The sequence below is a fragment of the Methylobacterium sp. WL6 genome, from assembly GCF_008040095.1.
GTDB lineage: Bacteria > Pseudomonadota > Alphaproteobacteria > Rhizobiales > Beijerinckiaceae > Methylobacterium.
In genome coordinates this window covers 1-22669 of the sequence record NZ_VRVH01000021.1, presented here as the reverse complement: position 1 = coordinate 22669, position 22669 = coordinate 1, and the positions used below count along the sequence as shown (strand labels likewise).

18 protein-coding genes are annotated in these 22669 nt (G+C 67.6%); 7 read left to right on the top strand and 11 right to left on the bottom strand.

From position 1 onward, the window contains the following. Window positions 1–350 precede the first annotated feature (350 nt). From FV230_RS05480 to FV230_RS05450, 6 genes are all read left to right on the top strand, one after another. On the top strand, window positions 351–1394 hold the full coding sequence (locus FV230_RS05480) for a Wzz/FepE/Etk N-terminal domain-containing protein (RefSeq protein WP_187275398.1): 1044 nt from the start codon (window positions 351–353) through the stop codon (window positions 1392–1394). Between the two features lie 40 nt (window positions 1395–1434). Further along, the gene (locus FV230_RS05475; RefSeq protein WP_147841585.1) at window positions 1435–2181 is read left to right on the top strand and encodes a WecB/TagA/CpsF family glycosyltransferase; all 747 of its coding nucleotides are present in this window, start codon (window positions 1435–1437) and stop codon (window positions 2179–2181) included. A gap of 135 nt (window positions 2182–2316) precedes the next feature. Further along, window positions 2317–3729: an O-antigen ligase family protein gene (locus tag FV230_RS05470; RefSeq protein ID WP_187275397.1), complete on the top strand. Its 1413-nt coding sequence runs from the start codon at window positions 2317–2319 to the stop codon at window positions 3727–3729. Between the two features lie 485 nt (window positions 3730–4214). Beyond that, entirely contained in the window at window positions 4215–4574 is a 360-nt protein-coding gene (locus FV230_RS05465; protein ID WP_147841583.1) for a VanZ family protein, read from the top strand. An 819-nt stretch (window positions 4575–5393) separates the two neighbouring features. After that, a complete protein-coding gene (locus FV230_RS05460; protein ID WP_147841582.1) occupies window positions 5394–5636 on the top strand; it encodes a hypothetical protein in 243 nt (80 codons plus the stop codon). Between the two features lie 1206 nt (window positions 5637–6842). Then, window positions 6843–11237: an SdrD B-like domain-containing protein gene (locus tag FV230_RS05450; RefSeq protein WP_147841581.1), complete on the top strand. Its 4395-nt coding sequence runs from the start codon at window positions 6843–6845 to the stop codon at window positions 11235–11237. 312 nt (window positions 11238–11549) lie between these two features. Here FV230_RS05450 and FV230_RS05445 read toward each other — a convergent pair whose 3' ends face one another. The 9 genes from FV230_RS05445 to FV230_RS05405 all read right to left on the bottom strand — a co-directional run bounded on the left by FV230_RS05445 (window position 11550) and on the right by FV230_RS05405 (window position 21542). Further along, on the bottom strand, window positions 11550–12254 hold the full coding sequence (locus FV230_RS05445; RefSeq protein WP_147841580.1) for a L,D-transpeptidase: 705 nt from the start codon (window positions 12252–12254) through the stop codon (window positions 11550–11552). A 398-nt stretch (window positions 12255–12652) separates the two neighbouring features. After that, window positions 12653–13594: a Brp/Blh family beta-carotene 15,15'-dioxygenase gene (locus FV230_RS05440; RefSeq protein WP_147841579.1), complete on the bottom strand. Its 942-nt coding sequence runs from the start codon at window positions 13592–13594 to the stop codon at window positions 12653–12655. Beyond that, the gene (locus FV230_RS05435) at window positions 13594–14346 is read right to left on the bottom strand and encodes a bacteriorhodopsin (protein WP_147841578.1); all 753 of its coding nucleotides are present in this window, start codon (window positions 14344–14346) and stop codon (window positions 13594–13596) included. Before FV230_RS05435 ends, FV230_RS05440 begins: the two co-directional genes overlap by 1 nt. Window positions 14347–14583: 237 nt before the next feature. Next, a complete protein-coding gene (locus tag FV230_RS05430) occupies window positions 14584–15948 on the bottom strand; it encodes an amidohydrolase family protein (RefSeq protein WP_147841577.1) in 1365 nt (454 codons plus the stop codon). Between the two features lie 209 nt (window positions 15949–16157). Continuing rightward, entirely contained in the window at window positions 16158–17483 is a 1326-nt protein-coding gene (locus FV230_RS05425) for an LLM class flavin-dependent oxidoreductase (protein WP_147841576.1), read from the bottom strand. Then, a complete protein-coding gene (locus tag FV230_RS05420; RefSeq protein WP_147841575.1) occupies window positions 17480–18847 on the bottom strand; it encodes an LLM class flavin-dependent oxidoreductase in 1368 nt (455 codons plus the stop codon). The genes FV230_RS05425 and FV230_RS05420 overlap by 4 nt, the downstream gene beginning before the upstream one ends. Before the next feature lie 109 nt (window positions 18848–18956). Next, window positions 18957–19478, bottom strand: a complete 522-nt coding sequence (locus tag FV230_RS05415; protein WP_147726206.1) for a cupin domain-containing protein — start codon at window positions 19476–19478, stop codon at window positions 18957–18959. A 25-nt stretch (window positions 19479–19503) separates the two neighbouring features. After that, the gene (locus FV230_RS05410; RefSeq protein WP_147841574.1) at window positions 19504–20439 is read right to left on the bottom strand and encodes an ABC transporter substrate-binding protein; all 936 of its coding nucleotides are present in this window, start codon (window positions 20437–20439) and stop codon (window positions 19504–19506) included. Continuing rightward, a complete protein-coding gene (locus FV230_RS05405; protein ID WP_147841573.1) occupies window positions 20439–21542 on the bottom strand; it encodes an LLM class flavin-dependent oxidoreductase in 1104 nt (367 codons plus the stop codon). The genes FV230_RS05410 and FV230_RS05405 overlap by 1 nt, the downstream gene beginning before the upstream one ends. 418 nt (window positions 21543–21960) lie before the next feature. Between FV230_RS05405 and FV230_RS29390 the strand changes: the two genes are divergently transcribed. Continuing rightward, window positions 21961–22128: a hypothetical protein gene (locus FV230_RS29390; protein ID WP_187275396.1), complete on the top strand. Its 168-nt coding sequence runs from the start codon at window positions 21961–21963 to the stop codon at window positions 22126–22128. Window positions 22129–22215: 87 nt separating this feature from the next. Here FV230_RS29390 and FV230_RS29385 read toward each other — a convergent pair whose 3' ends face one another. Both FV230_RS29385 and FV230_RS29380 read right to left on the bottom strand, forming a co-directional pair. Then, entirely contained in the window at window positions 22216–22383 is a 168-nt protein-coding gene (locus FV230_RS29385; protein ID WP_187275395.1) for a hypothetical protein, read from the bottom strand. Continuing rightward, window positions 22380–22669: collagen-like protein (locus FV230_RS29380; protein ID WP_187275394.1), on the bottom strand; the 290-nt coding region annotated here is incomplete at its 5' end. The genes FV230_RS29380 and FV230_RS29385, both read right to left, overlap by 4 nt.

The following is a 22669-nucleotide window of genomic DNA, read 5'->3' as shown; positions in this document are numbered from 1 at the left end:
TTTGTATCGGTGATTGAAGTTGGGCGTCATCACGAAACCGTGAGTGGCGCCGTTTGCGCCATCCGAGACGGCCAGTGTCGAAATATCTTTTTTGATGCACAAATTTTTTGCGTGCGCTGCAACATAAGCCGCGATAGCCTAAGTTGTCGCCGTAATACCGGAGTCGCTCAGGTTATATCCTTACTCATCATGTTTACCTTTCAGCATAGTGAACGACCTCGTTGCAGGACGGCTGTCGGTCGACTGGCGGAGTGCAGGATCACCGTGCGATCACGGGACTGCGGATCGATGAGCGTCGGTCCTCGACCGTTTGGAAGGGCATTTGACGTTATGCCAGGGAGTAGATGACGATGGGTTACTATTCCCGGCAGGATGCCGTGGTCCGAACCTTCGGCCCCGACCCGGCTCCAGCGCGCCCTCAGCCGGAGGGCCCGGATTTTCTAGCGGCACTGGTAAACATTCGGCGGAACTGGCGCTCGCTTGTGTTGCCGGCAGCGGCGACCGTGCTGATCGCGATTGCTTACCTAGTCTTGGCGACGCCGCAGTTCACGTCGACGGGCTTGATCCTGATCGATACAAAGAACAGCGCTGCTATGCGATCGAACGTGCCGCCGGCGATCGATGCGAACGTCGAATCCGCCAATATCGAAAGTCAGGTCGAACTCCTGAAATCGGAGCGGATCCTGCGCCGGGTGGTCGAGAGCGAGAAGCTCGTCGGCGATCCTGCGCTGCGGGACGGGCCCGTGTCCCGTGCCGTGGGTGCCATCACCGGGACCATCGCCTTCTGGAAGCACCCCGTTGCCAAGCAGCCGGACGATGAGATCACCGCCGCGGCGCGTACCCTGCAGAAACTGACCTCGGTCCGCCGGATTGGCCTTACCTATGCGGTCGAGGTGGCGGCAACGATGCCCGATCCGGCCCAGGCCGCGCGCGTTGCGAATGCCTACGCCGCAGCCTTCATTGCCGACCAGATGGAGTTGCGTGAGGAGATGGCGCGGCGCTCCAGCAAGCTGCTGCAGGCCCGCACCGACGAGTTGCAAGCGAAGGCACAGCTCGCCGAGCGGGCCGTGGAGGAGTTGAAGTTCTCCGGCTCGCTCGAAGGCGAGAACTCGGCTTCGGCGCGCGTGACGCTGAAGAAGTTTGAGAGTTCCGCGCAGGCCTATCGCGTTCTTCACGACAAGTTCCTCGAGCGGTACGCCGAGACCTGGCAGCAGCAGTTCCTGTCGCTCCCGGACGCTCAAGTCGCGAGCGCGGCCTACCCGCCGCAATCGAAGAGCGCTCCTAGGAGTGCGGTGGTCCTCGCGATCGCCTTGTTCATCGGCCTCGCCCTTGGACTGCTGCGCATCTTCGTGACCGGCCGCGGCGATTTTTCCCTCCGCCGAGTCGGAGCGTGATCGTCGACGCTCCGCAATTTCTCACCGCAGGATCACCCCAATGCTGACCGTGACGGACATCCTCGGCGTTCGCGTCCAATCCGGAAAGGTGCGCGATGTCGTCGCCCATATCGACAATCGCGTGATGCATCGTTCGACGACACGGGTGGCTTTCCTGAACGCCAACCTGTCCAACGAATGTTCCCGACGCCCCACCATGCGTGAGCGCCTCGGCGACTTCCTGGTTCTCAACGACGGCGTCGGGGTCGATATCGCACGCCGCGTCCTGCATGGGACGGTGTTTGAGGAGAACTTGAACGGCACCGACTTCGTGACGTCCTATCTCGACAGCACGGATCACGACCTGCGGATCTTCCTTCTCGGAGCGCGCGGCGACGTCATCGAGCGGACCGCTGAGAAAATGGGACAGCGTTGGCCCCGGCACACCGTCGTCGGACGGCATCACGGGTATCTTAGAGAATCCGACGAGCCTTCGATCCTCGCAACCATCGCGTCGGCACGGGCCGATCTCATCTTGGTTGGAATGGGCAACCCTCGCCAGGAAAGCTGGATCGCCGCGCATGTTCCCGAGGTCTGCCCCTGCGGGATAGCGGTCGGCGCGTGGTTCGACTTCTTCGCGGAGGCGGTGCCGCGGGCACCGGCGTGGATCCGCAGCGCACGCCTCGAATGGGTCTACCGCCTCTGTCTCGAACCGCGCCGCCTGGCCCGCCGCTACCTTATCGGCAACGTCGTCTTCCTGTCCCGCCTTGCGGCCGCCAAGGTCCGCGGCGACCTCAAGACGACGTGAGGCCGGACCGATGCAGCCCAGGTGGGAGGGGACCAAGTCGATCGCGGCCGCATGGTCGGTCTTCGACGAAAGTCTGGCCGGATACGTAAGTCCCGGACCAACGGAAAACACTCCGATGACGGCGATATCTGCGTAATGGATGCCGCACCGACATACGCCAATCGCTTCGCCAGTGCGGCGGCGACCGTCGCTCTCGCGTTTTGCGTCGCCGCCGTCGTCGCAACGCTCGTCTTCGCATGGAGCGACAAGGACCCAGTCCCCCTCGGCTTGCTGGTTGCGGCCGGAATGTTGCCGCTCCTGCTGTTTGCCGGGGTGCGTACGCTGGTGTGGGACTGGCGCTACGCGTTCGCCGCGGGGATCCTGATCGTCGTCCTGCAATCGGCGACCCTGCGCACCCGGGAGATCGACGACAAGTCCATCGACTTCCAGATTCTGATCAAGCTCGGTTGCCTGGGATTGATGGGCGCGTTGACCCTGTCGGCCTTGTTCGTGCGCCGCCTTCCGTTGGTCACCGCAGAAGTCGTGCCGTGGACCGTGTTCCTCGGCTTCACCGTCTTGAACAGCGTCCATGCGGTTCAACCCGCCATGTCGATGGTCGAAACCCTCTCGAACCTCGTGGCGTTCTTGTTCCTCTACGCCTTCGTCCGCATCGCGGGTCCGCAACGCTTGGTCGACGCCCTGATCGTCGCTTGCTTCCTGCTGTGCTGCCTTTCCATCGCCGCATACGTCTTGGACCCGCAACTCGGTCGAATGAGCGACTGGACGAACGGCGCGTTCGAGCCGACGGGGCGCCTGCAAGGGGTCTTCGGAACGGCCAATTCGGCCGGCGCGTCGGCCGGCATCGGCATCCTCCTGATGGTGCTCGCGTCGAAGATCTCGTTCCGCCGGCCGATGTTCTTCGTCCTCGTGGCGCCGATGGCGTTCTGCCTGCTGGCCAGCAACAACCGCATGTCTCTGATCGCCGTGGCGATCGGACTGTTCTACGTTTATCTCTCGCGCGGAAACGTCGGTCTGAAGCTGACCGTCGCTGCGATCATCGGCGGCTTCTTCTTGCTGGTCATGACCGGTTTCAGCGACCAGATCCTCTCCAGCGTCGCACGATCGGGATCGGCGGACGAGATCACGAGCGGCACCGGACGAAGCCGGATCTGGGCGGTGGTTCTCGATCTATGGACCGAACAACCGCTGTTCGGCTACGGAGGCGGCTCGGCGAAATTCATCCTTCCCGTTCATCCGCTGCTGTTCAAGGCGGCCGCCCACGCGCACGACCTGTACCTGAACGTCCTCTTCGCCGACGGGGCCGTCGGTTTCCTGATGTTCGGCACAGCCCTGGTCTCGACCCTGCGACGCAGCGCAGGCGACCGGGCGCACATCCTCCTCGCCATGCTCATCTTCTATCTCGTCTACGGAATCACCGAGCCCATGATCGGCGGTCTTGTCGCCTTCATCCCGCTCACGTTCTATGCCGTGCTGGTCCTGGTGGCGGTCGCCCCCGACCAGTTTCGGCACCGATCGACGATCCGCGCGCACACGCCATTCAAGCTTTGAGTGCCGCGCAAAGGACCCACACGCGCGGTCCGGCCCCCTTGCGGGCCGGGTCGGACCCTCTTTCTCGGGGCAAGCAGCACACCGAGCGAGCTTCCCTGCGCAGGGCCCTCGGACGGTCCGCCCGCCAGGTCCGCCCGCCTTCGACATCCCCGGGAAGGAGGATGTGGTCCTCTTGGCCGGGTCGGGATAACCGGCGAACGCATTCAGTGCATCCGAGCTCGCTTATCGATCAGGTTTTCCGCCGGGCTTCCAGCGTTTCGCCAGCGCACCGTCATGGCCGAAGGCATTGGGAACCCGGCGCAGGACGTCGACCGTCGATCAGCGTCAGGGCGGTCGAACGCAGGGCTCTGGCGTTCGAGCGGCAGGGCCCCGTCGCAACGCACGCAGCGACGCCGCCGCTCGGTGTCTCCGTGGATCCGGCGGCCAATTAAAGGGCCGAGCGCCGTTTCCGCTGCCGTTCCGCCAAAGCGACCGGATTTCCTCCCATGACCACAGCTTCGCGCATCCTCGGATGGTCACTCCTGGTGGGCGTGATCGTCGCGACCCTCGCGCCGATCGGCCTTCGCCCCGTAACCGACGCCCCGGCGGCCCTCGAACGCTTCGGGGCCTACGCCGCGGTCAGCTTCCTGTTCGCCTTCGGATATCCCCATCGCCGCTGGCAAATTCTCGTGATCCTATCGGTCGTCGCCGGCGCCATGGAGGCGCTCCAGATGGTCGAGGCGACGCGCCACGGCCGTTTCGAAGACGTCGCGGTGAAGATCGCCGGATGCTGGGTCGGAGTCACGGCCGCCTTCGCCCTCGCGTTGGCCCCCGGGAGGATGGTGAAGGACGAGATGCCTCGATAGGGGCGGCGTGCGTGAGCGCGTTTCCCGACCCTTCGGCGGTCGAACGCTCAGCCCCGCTGCGATTTGTGCCATGGCTGCGCACCGTGCGGGTATCCCCCGTTGGGCGGCCCGCAGGGTCGCCATCATCGCTCGTCCGGTGTCACCACGATTCCGGGAGGACGACCGGATCGATCGTCCATCGCACACCTTGGCAGTACGGAACCATGCCCATGCTCCGGCTTCTTCGATTCCTTCGCAGTTGGTTGCTGATGTCCGTTCCGTTGGGCATCGCCGTCGGAAAAATCCTTCAAGCGAACAGGCGAGCGTCGTTCCCATCTCCGGGCCGTGCACCGGATCCGCATGCCGGACCAGCCCCGCCGGAGCTGCCGTCACCGCCCCCGCGCTTACCCTGATCTGGCGATGAATTCCCGCCGGGGCGGACGAAGAGCAGACATCACGTCTTGCCGAGCCTTCTCTATCCCGCTCTGTGCAGCGCAATGCACCCACCTCGCGCTGCACCGACGATCGTTCGCGCCTCCCTCCGAACAGCGTGGAGCGCTCTGCGCTGGTCCGCAACCAGTACTACGGTGATGCGATGACGTCCGCTCAAACGGCGACGATCGACCGTGATCGTGTGCGACGCGTGGGCAACCCGATCCGCGACGAGAATCCGTTTGCGTCGATGCTTGCCGAGCGGCCCCTTTGGACGGTGTCCTATGCGTCCACATACTGGCCGCACCTTTGTCGTGGAGCAATCGATCGTGATCTATTTACAGACTTGGACTGATAGTTGCATGTTGCATCGCACCCTATCTTCTGTGCAATGCGGGGCGTGACATCATGCTCGGACTGGTGAGGCAGATAGCCTTCAGCATAGCGGAACTCGAGGCTATGGCGGATCAGCAAGCGGCGCTCGCCGACGATCTGGATACCGACAGCGCGGCGGATGCCATACGCCAAGTCGCACAGCATCATCGACGGCGGGCCGATGAACTCCGTTCCGAGCTGGCATCCCTGGGCTCGGAATTCGCAGCCGAGAGCACGCCAACGCCGGCGGCCAGCCTCGGTGCGTGTGCGCGATGAGGGTGCGCGTCGCCCCCCAACGATCCGATCGGCGGAATTTGAACTCGCGGATCGCCAATTTAGGATCGGCTTCGAAGCATGCCCCTCCTTCAACTCTGTTAAATCACCGCGATGGTGGCCAAAATACTTCGAGAGATGGGCTCACGCCCGGCGCCGATCGTGACCTCACTGGAAACTCGGATTTTCGCACTGCGTCATAAAATTAGGCACGGATCGGCCAAGGTCATGTTTCGACGCCGATCCACATGCAGTGAAACGCGACGCGCGAGAGTTCATCGCTGAGCGCTTCCAGCCGCCCTTGGCATTGTACGCAGGATCGTGTCCATTCGGTGTGCGCGTGAAGCTGAAGCGCATGCCCTGACAATGGCTTAGCTGTTCTATCGGGTTGAGAATTTGCTGGGTCATAACCCTGGCGTTACAGTTCCACCTATCTCCACTCCTAACCTCCAATTAATCACCCCTCGAACAAAAGCGTGACCACTCCGCTTGGGCAAATGCTTGGGCACGCCCGATAAAATCGAAAAAACCCAACAAAAAAATTAAAGTCCGGTATCGGACACCCCTTCCGCCACTTCAGTCCCAAGCTGGGCACGCCGATTTCCCGCTAGAAACGGCGGTGAGCGTGCGAAGCGGCTCTCCCTTCGATCCCATGATGCGGACTTCGGCCTCTTCGACCTCGACCCGCTGGGCGAAGGCGCGCAGGTGATCCCGCCGATAGCCGCCGCCGAGGCGGATACGCTGCCGTGCCAACGTTGGCGAACCGGCGCGCGGTGGCAGGCGTCACCGCCCGATTGCCGGAGCTTTCGAGCATGGCCTGCGCCCGCTCGGCATCGACTTGCGCCTGGTCGCGAAGCGCCTTCGATCCGGTGATGCGGTCTCACCCGCCCGACTTCGTCAGAGCGCCGACGACCTTGGCCGCCGCGCCATGGCCCTGCGCGGCCTCACGCCCTGAGAGGCCATCTGCGAGCGTGGCCCGCCGAGCCCGGCCCCTTCAGGTCGAACCCGCTCCACCGAATGCCGGGACCAGACACGCCATCGGTTTCATCCTGCGCCGGCGCGATCATCATGCTTCAGGGCGGACCACTCGCAAGGGGCCCGATTATGTCACCTTCGGGTCTTGCACGATATTGCAATGTGCATTTATCCCTTTCCGGAGCGGCGATTCGACGACGCCGTGAAATTCTAAGAAAAAATACGTAGGGACCGATGACCGCAAGCGCAAAGATCTCTGGGATCGCTTTTGCCGACCCGAACGCCAACGGCATCAAGGATACAGGCGAAGCTGCCGTCTCAGGCCTTGTCGTTGATCTCCTCGACAGCACCGGGAATCGGATCGCCACGCAAACGACGTCGGCGAGCGGAGCTTACGTCTTCGACGGTCTCGACGATGGGATTTACAGCCTCCAGTTCAAACCTTTGATCGCTCAGGTGACATCTGGGCCGTTCCTCAGGGGAACTGTCGGTGATTTTGAGTTGCGAACAGGATATACGTCAGTTGATAATATATCCGCATATCAGAATGCGACGACCATCTTCAACGAAGGCATGAACTCCACCGCGGCTTTCCGCGGCGTCGTTTTCGTCGATGCAAATGGAAATGGGAAATATGACGCGGGGGAGGCGTCGCTCAGCGGTGCTGTCGTTACTCTGCGTGATAGCAATGGATCCGTGGTCGACACGACAACGAGCAGTCATCACGACTATAGCAACGCGACGCTCGATGGCGTTTTCAGCTTTGCGGGCCTGAAACCGGGAACCTACTCATACTCCGTGGCGCCGACTGACGGCACCGCGACGAATGCGTTCTCCTCGCAGTCCATTGTCTTGGCTGCAGGTGCCAATACGGGGTCGAGAAATCTAGCACTTTCGGGAAGCCCGGACCATATCATCATCGGCGGAACTATCTACAGCGACAGCAATGGCGACGGGCTTCTGAGCGCCGGAGAGACGGGAATTCGCCAAGCAAGCGTGGCGCTTTTCGACTCGAGCGGCCACGCTTTGCTCACCACGACTTCGGACTCGAGCGGCCATTATAGTTTTGGCAGCGTAACCGCCGGTTCATACACTGTCGTCGTCGCATCGCCGGATGGGCTCAAGAGTTCTTCTCCTCGACCTCTCACAACGAGCATGACCACGGATGGGTTGAACAAGGGTTTTGTTCCCGATGCCGATGTGGCCAAGACCGGCGATGTGCCTGCATCGTCGACTATCAACGTTGTCATACGGGGGCAATCTAACGCGCGCTATATCACAACAAATGGTCTGATGCCGGTTATCAAAGAGGACATCGAACATCTGCTAGGATTTGACGGCGTTGGTCACAAGGTCAATATCGTCGGGGATTGGAACAACTCCGATGGATCCAACACGGAATGGGGCGGGACCGGTCTAACGACCAACTGGCTGACGGCGAACGGCGGGGATTATACGAAAGGGTGGACTGCCAACGTCCAGGAGCTCGGGCTGCTGAGCGCTCTCGGAAAGTTGAGCGCTGCAGACCGCGCCAATCCCACCGCAATAGTCTGGTTGCATAACGAGAATGACAGCCTGAATTCAGGTCTTACGACCGACCTGTGGGAAAGTGCTGTCCGTTACGAAGCGGGTCCCCTCCGCGCCACGCTCGGGCAGGATGCGGGTACGACGCCCTATCTCTTCGTCAACGCGATCCCTTTTCAAGGAGCTATAAAGAACCAGGATATCCGCGTCGGCCAAACACGGCTCACCGAAGACTCGAAATTCAATGCGGCGTTTGCGGTAAGTCAATCCAGCAACGTCGATATGGACGTCAATCTGGATGTGACAAAGCCTGTATTGCCTGGAAGCCTTCACGGCAATCAGGCTGATAGTGCACAGTGGGCTCATCGCATCGCGCTCGGCGTCGCCGAAGAATTTCGAGCGTCTGCGCTGTCGGGCTCGCCGCTCGCCCTGGCCGGTGGAAACATTGACGATGCCGGGCCACAGGTTGTTTTTGCGAATGCCGTTTACGGACATTCTCGGCAACTCGTGCTGACGTTCCAATTCGACGCTGCATCCGGTTTGCTTCCGCTGAGTTCCAGCGCGCGCCTCGGTGCAGGCTGGAGCCTGCGCGCCGATTACACCGATGCTTCCCCCGATGCGGTTGCGGTTCGGGCGGATCTATTGGGGAACAACAAGCTTTTATTGACCTTCGATCATGAGGTGGTGGCTGGAGAAAAGCTGTTTTATGGCTGGGGTGGCGATCGTATCGCTCTGACGAATCTTCCAGGCATCGGTGCGGCCGTCTACGACGACCAAAACATGCCCGCTTGGGTCGACGCCCGTGGCCTCTCTGTCGTCTCCGATTTCACATCCCCAATCCTGACCCTCGGCGCGCGGCCGCCCGCTCAGGTCGAGGCGACATCCGCGGCCGGTGCGCCGGTCGTCTTCGCGGCCACGTCCACCGATGCGGTCGACGGAGCCGATCCGGTGGTGTTCAAGGAAGGCCAAGCCGTCGTCGTGTCCGGCCAGACCTTCGGCCTCGGTGCGCACACGGTCGTCGCGTCCGCGACCGATCGTGCCGGCAACGCCGCGGTGCCGATCGCGTTCGACTTCACCGTGGCCGACACCACGCGCCCCAACCTGACGCTCGGCGTGCAACCGCCCGCTCAGGTCGAGGCGACATCCGCGGCCGGTGCGCCGGTCGTCTTCGCGGCCACGTCCACCGATGCCGTCGATGGAGCCGAACCGGTGGTGTTCAGGGAGGGCCAAGCCGTCGTCGTGTCCGGCCAGACCTTCGGCCTCGGTGCGCACACGGTCACGGCATCCGCGACCGATCGTGCCGGCAACGCCGCGGTGCCGGTCTCGTTCGACTTTACCGTGGCCGACACCGCGCGCCCCAACCTGACGCTCGGCGTGCAACCGCCCGCTCAGGTCGAGGCGACATCCGCGGCCGGTGCGCCGGTCGTCTTCGCGGCCACGTCCACCGATGCGGTCGACGGAGCCGATCCGGTGGTGTTCAAGGAAGGCCAAGCCGTCGTCGTGTCCGGCCAGACCTTCGGCCTCGGTGCGCACACGGTCGTCGCGTCCGCGACCGATCGTGCCGGCAACGCCGCGGTGCCGATCGCGTTCGACTTCACCGTGGCCGACACCACGCGCCCCAACCTGACCCTCAGCGCGCGGCCGTCCGCCCAGGTCGAGGCGACCTCCACGGCCGGTGCGCCGGTCGTCTTCACGGCCGCGTCCACCGATGCCGTCGATGGAGCCGATCCGGTGGTGTTCAAGGAAGGCCAAGCCGTCGTCGTGTCCGGCCAGACCTTCGGCCTCGGTGCGCACACGGTCACGGCATCCGCGACCGATCGTGCCGGCAACGCCGCGGTGCCGGTCTCGTTCGACTTCACCGTGGCCAGCACGCCGATTGCGAAGGCTGACGCCCTTACGCTCAGCGCGCACACCATCGCGACAGGGAACCTGCTCGCCAACGACATCAGTTTAGGCGGCAATGCTTTGCATGTCACGACCGTGCGTACGAACGCCGGAACGACTTATGACGTTGCGAACACAGGTGAAGTCACGATCGCAAGCCAGCATGGTATCCTCACGATCGGATCGGACGGTCATTACAGCTACCTATCTCAGGCTGCAGGTGCCGAGTCCTTTACGTATATCGCAGGTGATGGTCATGGCGGCGCAGCCTCGAGCACCCTTACTGTTACCGCCGCCGCGCCTGCGCCAGCGTCCGACGCGACCTTCGCTTTCGCGTTCACGCAGGCAAATGTCGGTTATCGCAATGGTGATGCCCTGCTGACGGGACCGGATGGCATGGTTCACGATGTCACCGGCATCGGCCACCTTCATTTCACCGACGGCACGATAGACGAGGCTCATGGATCGGCTCTCGTCGACGACCTCTACTACGACGCGCACAACCTCGACGTCTGGCGCGCCCACGTCGATCCCGAACAGCACTACGCACAGTACGGCTGGCACGAGGGCCGCGATCCGAACGCATTCTTCTCGACCGCGGCCTACCTTGCCGCCAACCCCGACGTCGCTGCCGCTGGCGTCAACCCGCTGACCCATTACGACATGTTCGGTTGGCGCGAGGGCCGCAGCCTCGGCCCGGGCTTCTCGGGCGAGGCCTACCTCGCGGCGAACCCGGACGTCGCTGCCGCGAAGGTCGACCCGCTGGCGCACTACCTCGGCTACGGCCAGGCGGAGGGCCGCGCCGCGTTTCCCGGGCTGACGATCGCCCAAGGCGGCGGCCACCACCTCTACGGCGACTTCGACGCGACCTATTACCTCGCCACGAACGCGGATGTGGCCACCGCCGCCCGTACGCAGACCGCGACCGCCGATTCGTTTGCCTTCACGCACTACCTCACATACGGCGCCCGGGAGGGCCGCGACCCGGACGCCTACTTCTCGACGACCGGCTACCTTGCCGCCAACCCGGACGTGGCGGCATCCGGCACCAACCCGCTGTTGCACTACGAGCAGTCGGGATGGTTCCAGGGCCGAGACCCGAGCGTGGCGTTCCACACGGCCGCATACCTGGCCGCCAACCCGGACGTGGCGGCGGCCGGCATGGATCCGCTGCACCATTATCTCCAGTTCGGCTTGGCGGAAGGGCGCCATCTCGCCTGAACCGCGAAGGGTCGTGCGCCGAGGAATCCCGATACGAGCCGGTCGTCCCGCTGCATGGGCGCTGGTTCGCCCCAGGCGAGCTCGTGACGAGGACCGGGTGCCGGGCGCGACAACGACCGAGCGTAGCCGGCCAAGCGGTGATGGCCGGCACGAACACCTCCAGTGCCGGCGGCCGATATCCCGGTGACGCGTCCTGGCGCAGGGTGTCTCAGACACCCCTTCCGCCTGTCTTCCCGCCTTCCTGGCGCGGCGCAGACCGCCGCCGCGAGACCGCGCGCCGGCTCGGCCTCCCGGGCAGGGTCGAACGTTCGGCTACGCCGGAAGGACGACCACCTTGGTCTTCACCGGCGTCCGGGCGTAGAGGTGGATCATGTCCTGGCTGAGCAGGCCGACGCAGCCGCTCGTGATGCCGGTGCCGATCGTGTCGGGCTCGCTCGAGGCGTAGATCGTGTAGAGCGTGTAGGCGCCGTTCTGGTAGAGATGCAGGGTGCGGGCGCCCAGCGGGTTGTCGAGGCCGCCCGGCATGCCGCGGGCGTATTGGGCCGCCTCCGGCTGGCGCCGGATCATCTCCTTGGGTGGCGTCCAGGTCGCCCACTCCGACTTGCGGCCGACATAGGCGTCGCCGTGCCAGAGGAACCCGTCGCGCCCGACATTGGCGCCGTAGCGGGTCGCGGCTCCGTCGCCCTCGATGCGGTAGACGTAGTAGTTGGCGGGATCGACGACGATCGTGCCGGGCGCTTCCTTGGTCTCGTAGCGTACCGTCCGGCGATAGTATTTCGGGTCGACCTTGCTGATGTCGACCGCTGGGATCGGGAACTTCTCGTCCGGCATCGGCCCGTAGGTCTTGGCTGCCTCGGCCAGCAGGATGCCGTCGGTGGTCGCGCAGCTGCCGAGGCCGAGGGCGCCGAGGCCGACCGCCGAGCCGGCCAGGAACGACCTGCGGCTCAGAAGCGCCGTCCGAAGCCGAGCGGTCCGGTCCATCGCGCCGGCATCGGCACGCCCACCATCCATGATCATGATCCCGAGCGTCCCATGTCCTGCGGCCCGATCGAAGCACGCTCCGACCGACGCTGCGCCAATGTACTGCCAAGCCAAGACCGGTGACAGCCGACGGGACTTGCAAGCTCGGCTTTTGCGTCGGGAGTGTGGCAAAAGTCACTCGGCGGCTCTGATCGTCCGCCGATGGCGACTTCAAGACATCGGTCGAATGCACTTGCCGCGAAGTCGCGCGTGCGTTCGGAGCTGTCCGACACTGGGCGATCGCGGTGATGATCGCTGCGCGTCGCCGCGCTCGCCTACAGTGGCCGGCGCGAGAGGATCGATGCCGTAGGTGATCGATGCCGAGGTCCCTCGGGCGAGCCCCGAGCCGGATCCGATCAGATCGCCGCGCGATCCGCGTGTCGACGGCTCCGGGATCAGCCTTGCGACCGGCTCGCAATGCGGTCGAGGAGGACGTGCGGCACGGTCAGGGCGGACAGCATCTGGAGCGTCAGGGTCAGGAGGTTGGCCGGCGCATCCGCGGCGCCGGCGGCGTAGAGCGGCCACAGCCCCGCGCCGAGCAGCAGCGTCAACGCGAAGACCGGCAGCGCGGCGCGGACAGCGCGCGGCATCGTGTCAACGCCGGGCGCCTTCGCCGGGTCCCGCACCAGCGCCCGCATGTGCCGGGGGCCATGGAGGACGACGAAGTACAGGGTGAACGCGGTGAGCGGCGGCAGCAGCCAGAAGGCGGCGGCCAGGACGGATATCTCGGCCTGCACCGCCGGCCGCACGCGACGGCCGAGGAGCCAGGCCGCCGCGAGGGCGAGCCAGAGCCAGGCGGCGGCCGTCCACCAAGCGGGAAGCGACGGCATCGGCACCCGTGCGACCGCCGAGAAGATCTCCGCCGTCTCGGGCGGATGCAGGAGCGCCGGCAGGGCGATCGGGAGGCCACCGCGCACGAGCGCCTCGAACGGTCGGCCCGGGCCCGAATCCTCCTCGCCGAAATGCAGGACCGACAACCCGAGGAAGCCCGCAAGCGTCGCCAGCGGGGCGATCTGCCAGGCCAGGAGGACGAGGGCCGAGAGGCCGAGATAGGGAACGGCGAAGACCCCGAACCACGCTCGGCCGTAGCGCGGGCGCAGCAGCGGGGCCGCCACCGCGCCGTCGAGCGCACCGTGCGGAATGCCGAGGACGATGACGACCGTCAGGGCGACGAGCCAGGAGGCTTCGCGCGGGAGGAACGCGGAGGCGACCAGCCCGAGCGCGACGAGCGCGGCGGCGAGTTGCGGCAGGCCGGTCACCCCCGCATGGATGCGGTGGCGGCTCGCGCCGTCGGGCCCCGCGAGGCGGGAGAGGGACGATCGAGCCGCCAGGAGCATCAGGCCGCCCGGCGCAGCGGCGTCGTGGCCGTCCGCCCCTCCGCCAGGTCGCGGTCGACGGCGCGGGTCGTCTCCAGCGTCGCCATGATGCCGTAGACGACCTTGGCGGTGAGATCGAGGATCGCGATCACCGCCAGCGCGAGGCTCGGCGACAGGATGCCGAGGCCGTCCTGGCCGACGAGCAGCACCACCGGGTAGGCGCACCACACCCCGGTGAGGAACACGGCATTGCGCAGGAAGGCCTTGCGCACGTCGGCCCGCTCGCCGGCGTTCTCCTCGCGCAGCTGCACGAAGATCCCGTAGAACACGGCCAGGAACGCGCCGCAGGAGATGGCGAACCACGTCCACTTCACGGCGGCGACGTCGGACAGGCCGAAGGCCAGGGCCGTCACGATCATGAGCAGGTCGGAGCCGATCAGCCCCCAGACGACGGCCGGCCGGCGCATGCCGGAATGCATCGCGGTGCGCGAGAGCCCGACGAGCAGGAGCGGCGTGGTGAAGGTCCAGTCGATGTAGCGTGCGAAGTAGAACTGCCGCGCAGCCTCCGCCGCATCGGGACCGGCCGGAAGGGTGATGCTGCCCTGGCCCGTCGCCATGGCGAAGTAGGAGCAGGCCGCGATGATCGGCACGATTCCGTGGATGATCCCGTCGGCTTCTTCGGCGGGCGTGCGCCGCTTCGCGATGAACAGGATCACGGCGGCGCCTGCCGCCATTCCTGCAAAGCCCAGCCACAGCCAGAATTGAGGCGTCATAAATCTCTCGTCGGTATGGGGATGAAAGGGGCGCCCGGGACCGTGGCGCCCCTGCCCAATCACCCTCGCCCCCGATTGTTGCCAAGCCGCCGCGTCACAGGCGCGTGAGCCCCTGCGGCGCGTCGCCGCCTCGGCGAACGCGGGGTTCCGCCCTGTCCTGCGAGAACTCGGCCTCGGCCGGCGTGCCGGGGCAGCATCGCAGGCTCCGCCTGAGAATGCCGACGCTGCGACGCGCCGTCAGGGCGCGGCGGACGGGGCGACCGCCTGCGGCCGCCCGCGCTGCCAAACCTCGACGATCCGGGTGCTGGCGGCGATGTCCTCGGACGGATCGGCGGCGAGCACGACGAAGTCGGCGCGGCGACCCGCTTCCAGGCGGCCGCGGTCGGCGAGGCCGAGGAGGTCGGCGGCCCGCGCCGTCGCGATGGTCAGCGCTTCCATCGGCGTGAACCCGGCCTGCACCATCAGCGCCAGCTCGCGGTGCTCGGCCACGCCGGGGACGCGCTCGGGGGCGGCGCCGCTGTCGGTCCCGAACCCGATCCGGACGCCGGCGGTCTGGAGCGCCTTGAGGTTCGCGAGGTTCGTGGCCAGCGAGGCGCGCGCGGCCTGCGCCTTGGCGCTCGCGCGGGTGTCGCGCTGCCAGGCGGGGTCGTCGAACCGCGCCTTGAGATCGGGCGCGAGCGCCGTCCGGACGAAGGGCGTTTGCGCCCAGGCCGGCGCGTCGGCGTAGGCGAAGGTCGCCTCGTCGAGGGCCAGGGTCGGGATGTACCAGGTGTCGTGCGCCTTCAGCAGCGCGACGAAGTCCGGGTCGACCGGCTTGTCGCGGACGCCGTGCGCCAGCACGTCGACCCCGGCCCGGACCACGGCCCGCGCGTCCTCGAGATCGTGGACGTGGGCCGCGACCCGCAGGCCGAGGCGATGGGCCTCGTCGATCACCGCCGCGTAGACGGAAGGCTGCATCTTGGCCGGCACGGAGCCGCCGAAATCGTCGAGCCAGAGCTTCACCATGTCGGTGCCGCGCGCCTTCATCGCGCGGACCGCGTCGCGGCCCTCGTCGGCGTTCGCCGGGCGGAAGAGCTGATCCGGGCTGACGCGCACCATCGCCTGCGGCGGGCCGCCGTCGGGCACCCCGATGCCGCGGTCGACGCCGAACAGGTCGGCGCCGGGGATGAGACCCGCATGCGCCTCGGCACGGATCTCGGGCATGATCGCGCCGTTGAGCCCGAGCGCCATGATCGTGGTGACGCCCCGGGCGGTGTAGGCTTCGAGCTGGGCGAGGATGGTCTCGCGCGTGTAGTTCCGGGCGCCGACGTCGACGCCCCTTACGATGCCGACGTGAGAGTGATCGGAGATCAGTCCCGGCATAATCGTGTGCCCGGGCCGTTCGCGGATCTCGGCGTCGGACGGCACCGCGACCGCCATGCGCGGCCCCGCCGCGACGATGCGGTCGCCGTCGACGACCAGCACCGCATCCGCGACCGGCTCGGCCGACAGGCCGTCGATCAGCCGGATGCCGGTGAAGGCGAGCGGCTTGGCGGCGGCCCCGCCGATGCAGGACAGGCTCGTGGCGACGGCCAGGGCCGACAGCAGCGCGTTCCGACGCATCGCACTCTCCTCCCGGATCGCCGACGGGACTTCGCCGGTCGCTCCTTCTGGCGTGCGACCTGGGACCCCGCGCGGTTCTCGAGCGCCGATCTGACGGCGTTTCGTCCGGGTTGTCGAGGCGATCCGGGCGTGCGGTGCTGCCCGGCGCTTCGATCCGCCTCGGACCGACGCACGGGCGTGCCGGGATGGATCGTCTGCCGGGGGCCCCCTCAGGCGAAGAAGCGGTTGCCCGGGCGCGGCAGGCCGAGATGGTCGCGCAACGTCGTCCCCTCGTAGTCCCGGCGGAACAGGTCGCGGCGCTGCAGTTCCGGCACCAGCCGGTCGACCACGTCGTCGAGGCCTTCCGGCACGAAGGGGAACATCACGTTGAAGCCGTCGCAGGCCCGGCCGTCGAGCCACTCCTCCATCCGGTCGGCGACCTGTGCCGCGGTCCCGACCATCTGAAGGCCGCCGTAGCCGCCGACCTTGCGCGCCAGCTCCCGCACCGTTGCGCCGGTCCTGCGGGCGTAGTCGACGATCTGCGCCTGCCCGCTCTTGCTCGCGTTGGTCTCGGGGATCTCGGGCAGCGGCGCGTCGAGGGCGAAGCCCGAGGCGTCGACGCCGAGGCGCACCGAGAGGTTGGCGAGCCCGCTGTCGGGATGGACGAGGTCGTCGAGCCGCGCCTTCTTGGCCCTGGCCTCGTCCTCGGTCCCGCCCAGCACCACGAAGGCGCCGGGCAGGATCTTGAGGTGGTCCGGGTCTCGGCCGAGCGCCGGCATGCGGCCCTTGACGTCGGCGTAGAACGACTGGCCCGCCTCCAGGGTGGAGCTCGACCCGAACACCACCTCGGCGGTCTCGGCGGCGATCTGCCGTCCGGCTTCGGAGGCGCCGGCCTGCACGATCACCGGCCAGCCCTGCACCGGCCGGGCGACGTTGAGGGGGCCCTTCACCTTCAGGAACGCGCCGCGGTGATCGAGGACGTGCATCCTGTCGGGGTCGAAGAACAGCCCGCTCTCGGGGTCCATGCGGAAGGCGTCGTCGGCGAACGAGTCCCAGAGGCCGGTCACCACGTCGAAGAACTCGCGGGCGCGGGCGTAGCGGGTGGCGTGCTCGACATGCGCGTCGCGGCCGAAGTTGTGCGCCTCGTCGGGATTGCCCGAGGTGACGAGGTTCCAGCCGGCGCGGCCCTTCGAGATGTGGTCGAGCGAGGCGAACTTGCGGGCGACGTGGTAGGGCTCGTTGTAGGTCGTCGAGGCGGTGGCGATCAGCCCGATGCGCTCGGTGACCATGGCGAGCGCCGGCAGCAGGGTCAGCGGATCGAACGAGGTCACGGTGGCCGAGCGGCGCAAGGCCGCCGGCGGCATGTTCATCACCGCGAGATGGTCGGCCATGAAGAAGGCGTCGAACTTCGCCGCCTCCAGCCGGTGGGCGAAGTGGACGAGATGCTCGAGGTTGAAGTTGGCGTCCGGGTACCCGCCGGGATAGCGCCACCAGGCGGTATGGATGCCGAGCGGGCGCATGAACGCCCCGAGATGCAGGCGTCGGTCCCGGCTCATCGTCCCTCCTTCGTGCCGCTGCCCGAGCCGGACGGCGCCGCCGGGCCGAAGCCCGCGGGCGGACGCGTGCCGAGATGCGCGCGCAGCGTGCGGCCCTCGTACTCCGTCCGGACGAGGCCGCGCCGGCGCAGCTCCGGCAGGACCAGCTCGATGAAGTCGTCGAGGCCGCCGGGCAGGGTCGCGGGCATGATGTTGAAGCCGTCGGCGCCGCCGGCGCGGAAGCGGGCCTCCATCTCGTCGGCGACCTGCATGGGCGTGCCGACGATCTGCGAGTGGCCCCGCGCCCCGGCGATCCGCAGGTAGAGCTGGCGCAGGGTCAGCCCCTCCCGGCGGGCGAGGTCGAACATCAGCTGCTGGCGCGACTTGGCGCCCTCGGCCTCCGGCAGCTCCGGCACCGGGCCGTCGGGATCGAACCCGGAGAGGTCGAAGCCGCCGACCATCCGCTCGAGCAGGGCGAGGCCCACCACCGGGTCGATCAGGTCCTGCAGCGCCTCGAACTTGGCCCGCGCCTCCGCCTCGCTGCGCCCGACGACGGGAAACAGGCCCGGCATGACCTTGAGGTCGCCGGGCTCGCGGCCGAACCGCGGCAGGCGCGCCTTGAGGTCGCCGGCGAACTCGACCGCTTCCGCGAGCGTCTGGTTGGCGGTGAACACGACCTCGGCGGTGCGGGCCGCCAGATCCTTGCCCGGCCCCGACGAGCCCGCCTGCACCACCACCGGCTGGCCCTGCGGCGTGCGCGCGATGTTGAGCGGTCCGCGCACCTCGAAATGCGTGCCGCGATGGTTCAGCGGGCGGAAGCCGTCCGGCTTCGAGAACTGGCCGCTGGCGCGATCGATGACGACGGCGCCGTCGTCCCAGGTGTTCCACAGGCCCAGCACCACGTCGACGAACTCCTCGGCCCGGGCGTAGCGGTCGCCGTGGCGGGCGATGCCGGCCTCGCCGAAATTGGCGGCCTCGGCGTCGGTCGTGGAGGTCACGAGGTTCCAGCCGGCCCGGCCGCCGCTGAGGTGGTCGAGCGAGGCGAAGCGCCGGGCGACGTTGTAGGGCTCGTTGAAGCTGGTCGAGGTGGTCGCGACGAGCCCGATCCGGCTGGTGACGGCGGCCAGCGCCGACAGCAGCGTCACCGGCTCGAAATGCGCCGAGCGCGCGGTCCGCTCGCTCGAGCGCAGGTTCGAGTCGCGGATGCCGGAGCCGTCCTCGAGGAAGACGAGGTCGAACTTCGCCGCCTCGGCCCGCTGCGCCCAGCCGACATAGCGCTCGAGGTTGAGGCCGCCGTCGGCCTCGCTCGACGGGTGGCGCCAGCCCGCCACGTGGTGGCCGGTGGCGTAGAAGAACGCGCCGAGGCGCATCGTGTCCTGTCTCAAGGTGTCCCGCCCCGCCGGCCGATGGTGAATGTCGCGCTGGGCCTCTCGGGTGCCCGCATTGCAGAACGCGCCGCGACCTGCGCCGTTTCAGCACTCGCGGCGCCGGGCCTCAAGGATGCTTGTGGATCGGATCGATCCAGTGGACGGTCTCGGGCCGCTCCACCGGCTCGACCTCCGGGATGTTGACCACCACCGCCTCGTTGTCGGATCGCACGAGCACGCATTGCAGCGTCTCGTCGGGCGAGGCGTTGATCTCCTGATGCGGCACGTAGGGCGGCACGAAGATGAAGTCGCCGGGGCCCGCTTCGGCGACGTATTCGAGCCGGTCGCCCCAGCGCATCCGGGCGCGCCCCGACAGCACGAAGATCACGCTCTCCAGCGCGCCGTGATGGTGCACCCCGGTCTTGGCGTCGGGCTCGATCGCCACGGTGCCGGCCCAGATCTTCTGCGCGCCGACGCGGGCATGGTTGATCGCCGCCTGCCGGAACATGCCCGGCGTCTGCGCCGTGTTGGCGTCGAGCCTGTCGCCGGGGATCACCCGGACGCCGTCGTGCTTCCAGCGCTCGGCGCCCGGACCCGGCTCGGCCTGGGCGTGCGGGTGGTCGTGCGGGTCGTCGTGGTGATCGTGCATCGCTCGAATCCTGCTCGTCGGCCGATCAGCGTAACGCAGCCGGTTGCGGGAATCCCGTGTCGAAGATCGCCTCGGCCCGCGGCGCGCGCGCCTTCGGGATCAGGCCTGCGCGCATGTAGAGGTCGATGTTGGCCTGCTCGTCGGCGATCACGGCCTCGTCGATCGGGACGTTGCGGTACTGCGCCCGGCCGAACCAGCGCAGCGGCACCGCCTCCGGCAGGCCGATGAGCTTCGACCAGACCTTCGCGTAGGGGGCGGGGTCGGCGAGCGCCCAGGCCCGGGCCCGCGCGAGCCGCTCCCCGAAATCGGCGAGCAGCGCGCGCTTGTCCTTCAGCGCGGCGTCGCTCGCCACGGCGAAGCTGAGGCCTGGCGTGATGCCGTTGCCGTCGCGCACGACACGGACCAGGCCCGCGAGCTCGGCGGTGGAAGTGTAGGGCTCCCAGGTCGCCCAGGCGTCGACGCTGCCCGAGGCCAGGGCGATCTTGGCGTCGGCCGGCGGCAGGAAGCTCAGGGTGACGGCATCGGCCGGCAGCCCGGCCTCCTCCAGGGCCGCGAGCACCACCTGATGCCCGATCGAGCCGCGGTTCGTCGCGATGCGCCTGCCCTTGAGATCGGCGACCGTGCGGATCGGCGAATCCGCCGCCGCCAGGATCGCGAGCCCGTCCTGGCGGTTCCGGAAGGCGAGGAAGGCCTTGACCGGAACGCCCGCGGCGGCGGCGAAGGTGAAGGGCGCGTCGCCGACGCCGCCGGCATCGATCGCGCCGGCGTTCAGGGCCTCGAGCAACGGGGCGGCGGCCGGGAACTCGCTCCAGGCCAGCCGGTAGGGCAGCCCGTCGAGGACGCCGGCGGCCTCCATCAGCGCGCGTGCGTTGCCGCGCTGGTCGCCGACCCGGAGGACGTCCTCGGCCCGGGCGGGGACCAGGGCAACGAGGAGCGCGAGAACCGTCAGAAGCGCGCGCATCAGGCGGCGTCCGCGGTGGCGGAGCGGTTGGCGAGCTGCGCGCGGAAGGCCGGCAGCAGGTCGCGACCGTAGCCGATCGCATCCTCCAGCGGATCGAAGCCGCGGATCAGGAAGGTGCGCACGCCGAGGTCGTGATAGTCGAGCAGCGCCTCGGCGACCTGATCGGGCGCGCCGACGAGCGCGGTGGAATTGCCGGCCGCGCCGGTCTCGGCGGCGATCGCCGTGTAGAGGCGCTTGTCCAGGCGGGTGCCGCTCGCGGCCGCCGCGAGGAGCCTTCGCGCGCCCTCGTTCTGCGGGGTCGCCGCGGGGCCGAGGCCCCTGGCCGCGCGCAAAGCCTTGGTCCTGGCGAGGATCGCCTCGGCCCGCGTCCAGGCCGCCGCCTCCGTGTCGGCGAGGATCGGCCGGAACGACAGGCTGAAGCGCGGATTCCGGCCGTAGGGGGCCGCCGCGGCGCGGACGCGGGCGATGAGGTCGCGGACCTGATCCAGCGTCTTGCCCCAGAGGGCGTAGGTGTCGGCATGGCGCCCGGCCACGTCGAGCGCCGCCGGCGAGGCGCCGCCGAAGAACACCGGGATGCCGTCGGCCCGCACCGGCTTCACCTCCGAGAACCCCTGCTCGACCTGGTAGAAGCTGCCGGCATAGTCGAACGGCGTTTCCGCGGTCCAGGACAGGCGCGCGACGTCGAGGAATTCCCGCGTCCTGGCGTAGCGCTCGTCCTTGCTCAGGTGATCGCCGTCGCGTGCCAGGTCCCGATCGTCGCCGCCGCTGATCGCGTGGATGGCGATGCGGCCGCCGGTGAGCTGGTCGAGCGTCGCGAATTGCCGGGCGGCCACCGTCGGCGCGGTGAAGCCGGTGCGATGGGCGATCATCAGCCCGATCCGTCGCGTCACCGCCGCGATCCGGGACGCGATCAGCAGAGCGTCCGGCGCCGTCGAGTAGGCGGCGACGAGGATGCGGTCGAAGCCGCCGGCCTCGTGCGCCTGAGCGAGGCGGTCGAGGTAGTCCCGGTCGATCGCCGGACCCTCCGCCGGATGGATCTCGGAGGTCAGGCGAGGAGCCGCGAAGCCGATGAACTCGACGGCATCGGGCGGGAGATGGCTCATGGGACTCTCCTGATCGCTCGGGCGTTCGAAGGCCGGGGTGCCGCGCGCCGCGATGGCGCGTGCAGCCGCCCGAAGCAGTCGACCCGAGCGAGGACGCGCGTCCGACGCCTGTCGGACGGGACCGGGAAGGGCTGCGAAAAATCCGCCCGGCCTCGCCCGAAGTCAACGAGAGGGAATTTTTAATGCAGACGGCGAGCCAGAAAGACGATCTCCGATCTGGGGCCGCTGGCGAACTATATTCTACTCTTCAAAAGGCTCCTGACCTTCTGCCCTTCGTCCGATCCCGCGACATCATCGGCGACATCGGGAGCGGCACCGAACCCTCGCCGTCTTGCGAACGGATGCGTGAACTCGATGCCGTCATCGATCGACTCGCGCCTTCTTCCTGGAAAGCGCCGAGGGCAACCCCTACGCCAACGTGCGGGCGACGACGCAGGCGCTCGCGCACGACCCGCACATCGAGCGCCTCTCGGTGCCGCTGCAATCGGAGGCGGTCGCCGGCTTCATCCGCGAGCGCGACCGCGGCTCGGTGATCCCGGGTCCGCCGGCATCGTCCGCATCGGCCGGCGGGCAAATCATCCGGTAGGGCGCCGCGGACCATCGCGGCGCATGGTGCGCAACGGCGTCGTCCGCTCGATGCCGGGGGCATGCACGGCAGTACCGGTCAGCGCCGTCACCGCCGCCTGGTCCGCAGGGCCAAACCCAGCGCGCCCGGCCAGAACACGAGGCTCAGGGCGATGACGGGCCAGAGGTTGCGCCCCTTCCAGGCCGCGATCCCAGCCGGCAGGAGCAGGATGGGAATGGCGACCGCGAGGAAGAGCCAGAACTGGAGGTCGCTCATGGCTTCTTCAGGCAGGTCGCGACCGGTCGGGCGTTCTTGGCGGGCTTGGACTGCAGGTCCATGCATCCGACGGTGGCGATGCCGTCGGTGATCGTGACCGAGGGAAGCACCGCGTAGCCTTGGCAATAGGCGCCGATCAGGATCTCGTCGCGCCGGCAGAGCACGTCCTGCCGCATCAGGCCGTCGAGGGCGGGGCCGACGGGACCGGGCTCGCCGCGCTCGCCCCTGTCGCCGGTCGCGCCGCGCTGCCCGGTCGCGCCGGTGAGGCCCGCGTCCCCTCGGGGGC

Excerpts from the sequence above, each read along its gene's own strand:
- FV230_RS05460 (WP_147841582.1), top strand. The coding sequence starts at position 5,394 with ATGCTCGGACTGGTGAGGCAGATAGCCTTCAGCATAGCGGAACTCGAG.
- FV230_RS05430 (WP_147841577.1), bottom strand. The coding sequence starts at position 15,948 with ATGCGTCGGAACGCGCTGCTGTCGGCCCTGGCCGTCGCCACGAGCCTG.
- FV230_RS05445 (WP_147841580.1), bottom strand. The coding sequence starts at position 12,254 with ATGATCATGGATGGTGGGCGTGCCGATGCCGGCGCGATGGACCGGACC.
- FV230_RS05415 (WP_147726206.1), bottom strand. The coding sequence starts at position 19,478 with ATGCACGATCACCACGACGACCCGCACGACCACCCGCACGCCCAGGCC.
- FV230_RS05410 (WP_147841574.1), bottom strand. The coding sequence starts at position 20,439 with ATGCGCGCGCTTCTGACGGTTCTCGCGCTCCTCGTTGCCCTGGTCCCC.
- FV230_RS05425 (WP_147841576.1), bottom strand. The coding sequence starts at position 17,483 with ATGAGCCGGGACCGACGCCTGCATCTCGGGGCGTTCATGCGCCCGCTC.
- FV230_RS29385 (WP_187275395.1), bottom strand. The coding sequence starts at position 22,383 with ATGAGCGACCTCCAGTTCTGGCTCTTCCTCGCGGTCGCCATTCCCATC.
- FV230_RS05405 (WP_147841573.1), bottom strand. The coding sequence starts at position 21,542 with ATGAGCCATCTCCCGCCCGATGCCGTCGAGTTCATCGGCTTCGCGGCT.
- FV230_RS05470 (WP_187275397.1), top strand. The coding sequence starts at position 2,317 with ATGGATGCCGCACCGACATACGCCAATCGCTTCGCCAGTGCGGCGGCG.
- FV230_RS05450 (WP_147841581.1), top strand. The coding sequence starts at position 6,843 with ATGACCGCAAGCGCAAAGATCTCTGGGATCGCTTTTGCCGACCCGAAC.
- FV230_RS05480 (WP_187275398.1), top strand. The coding sequence starts at position 351 with ATGGGTTACTATTCCCGGCAGGATGCCGTGGTCCGAACCTTCGGCCCC.
- FV230_RS05435 (WP_147841578.1), bottom strand. The coding sequence starts at position 14,346 with ATGACGCCTCAATTCTGGCTGTGGCTGGGCTTTGCAGGAATGGCGGCA.
- FV230_RS05475 (WP_147841585.1), top strand. The coding sequence starts at position 1,435 with ATGCTGACCGTGACGGACATCCTCGGCGTTCGCGTCCAATCCGGAAAG.
- FV230_RS05440 (WP_147841579.1), bottom strand. The coding sequence starts at position 13,594 with ATGCTCCTGGCGGCTCGATCGTCCCTCTCCCGCCTCGCGGGGCCCGAC.
- FV230_RS05465 (WP_147841583.1), top strand. The coding sequence starts at position 4,215 with ATGACCACAGCTTCGCGCATCCTCGGATGGTCACTCCTGGTGGGCGTG.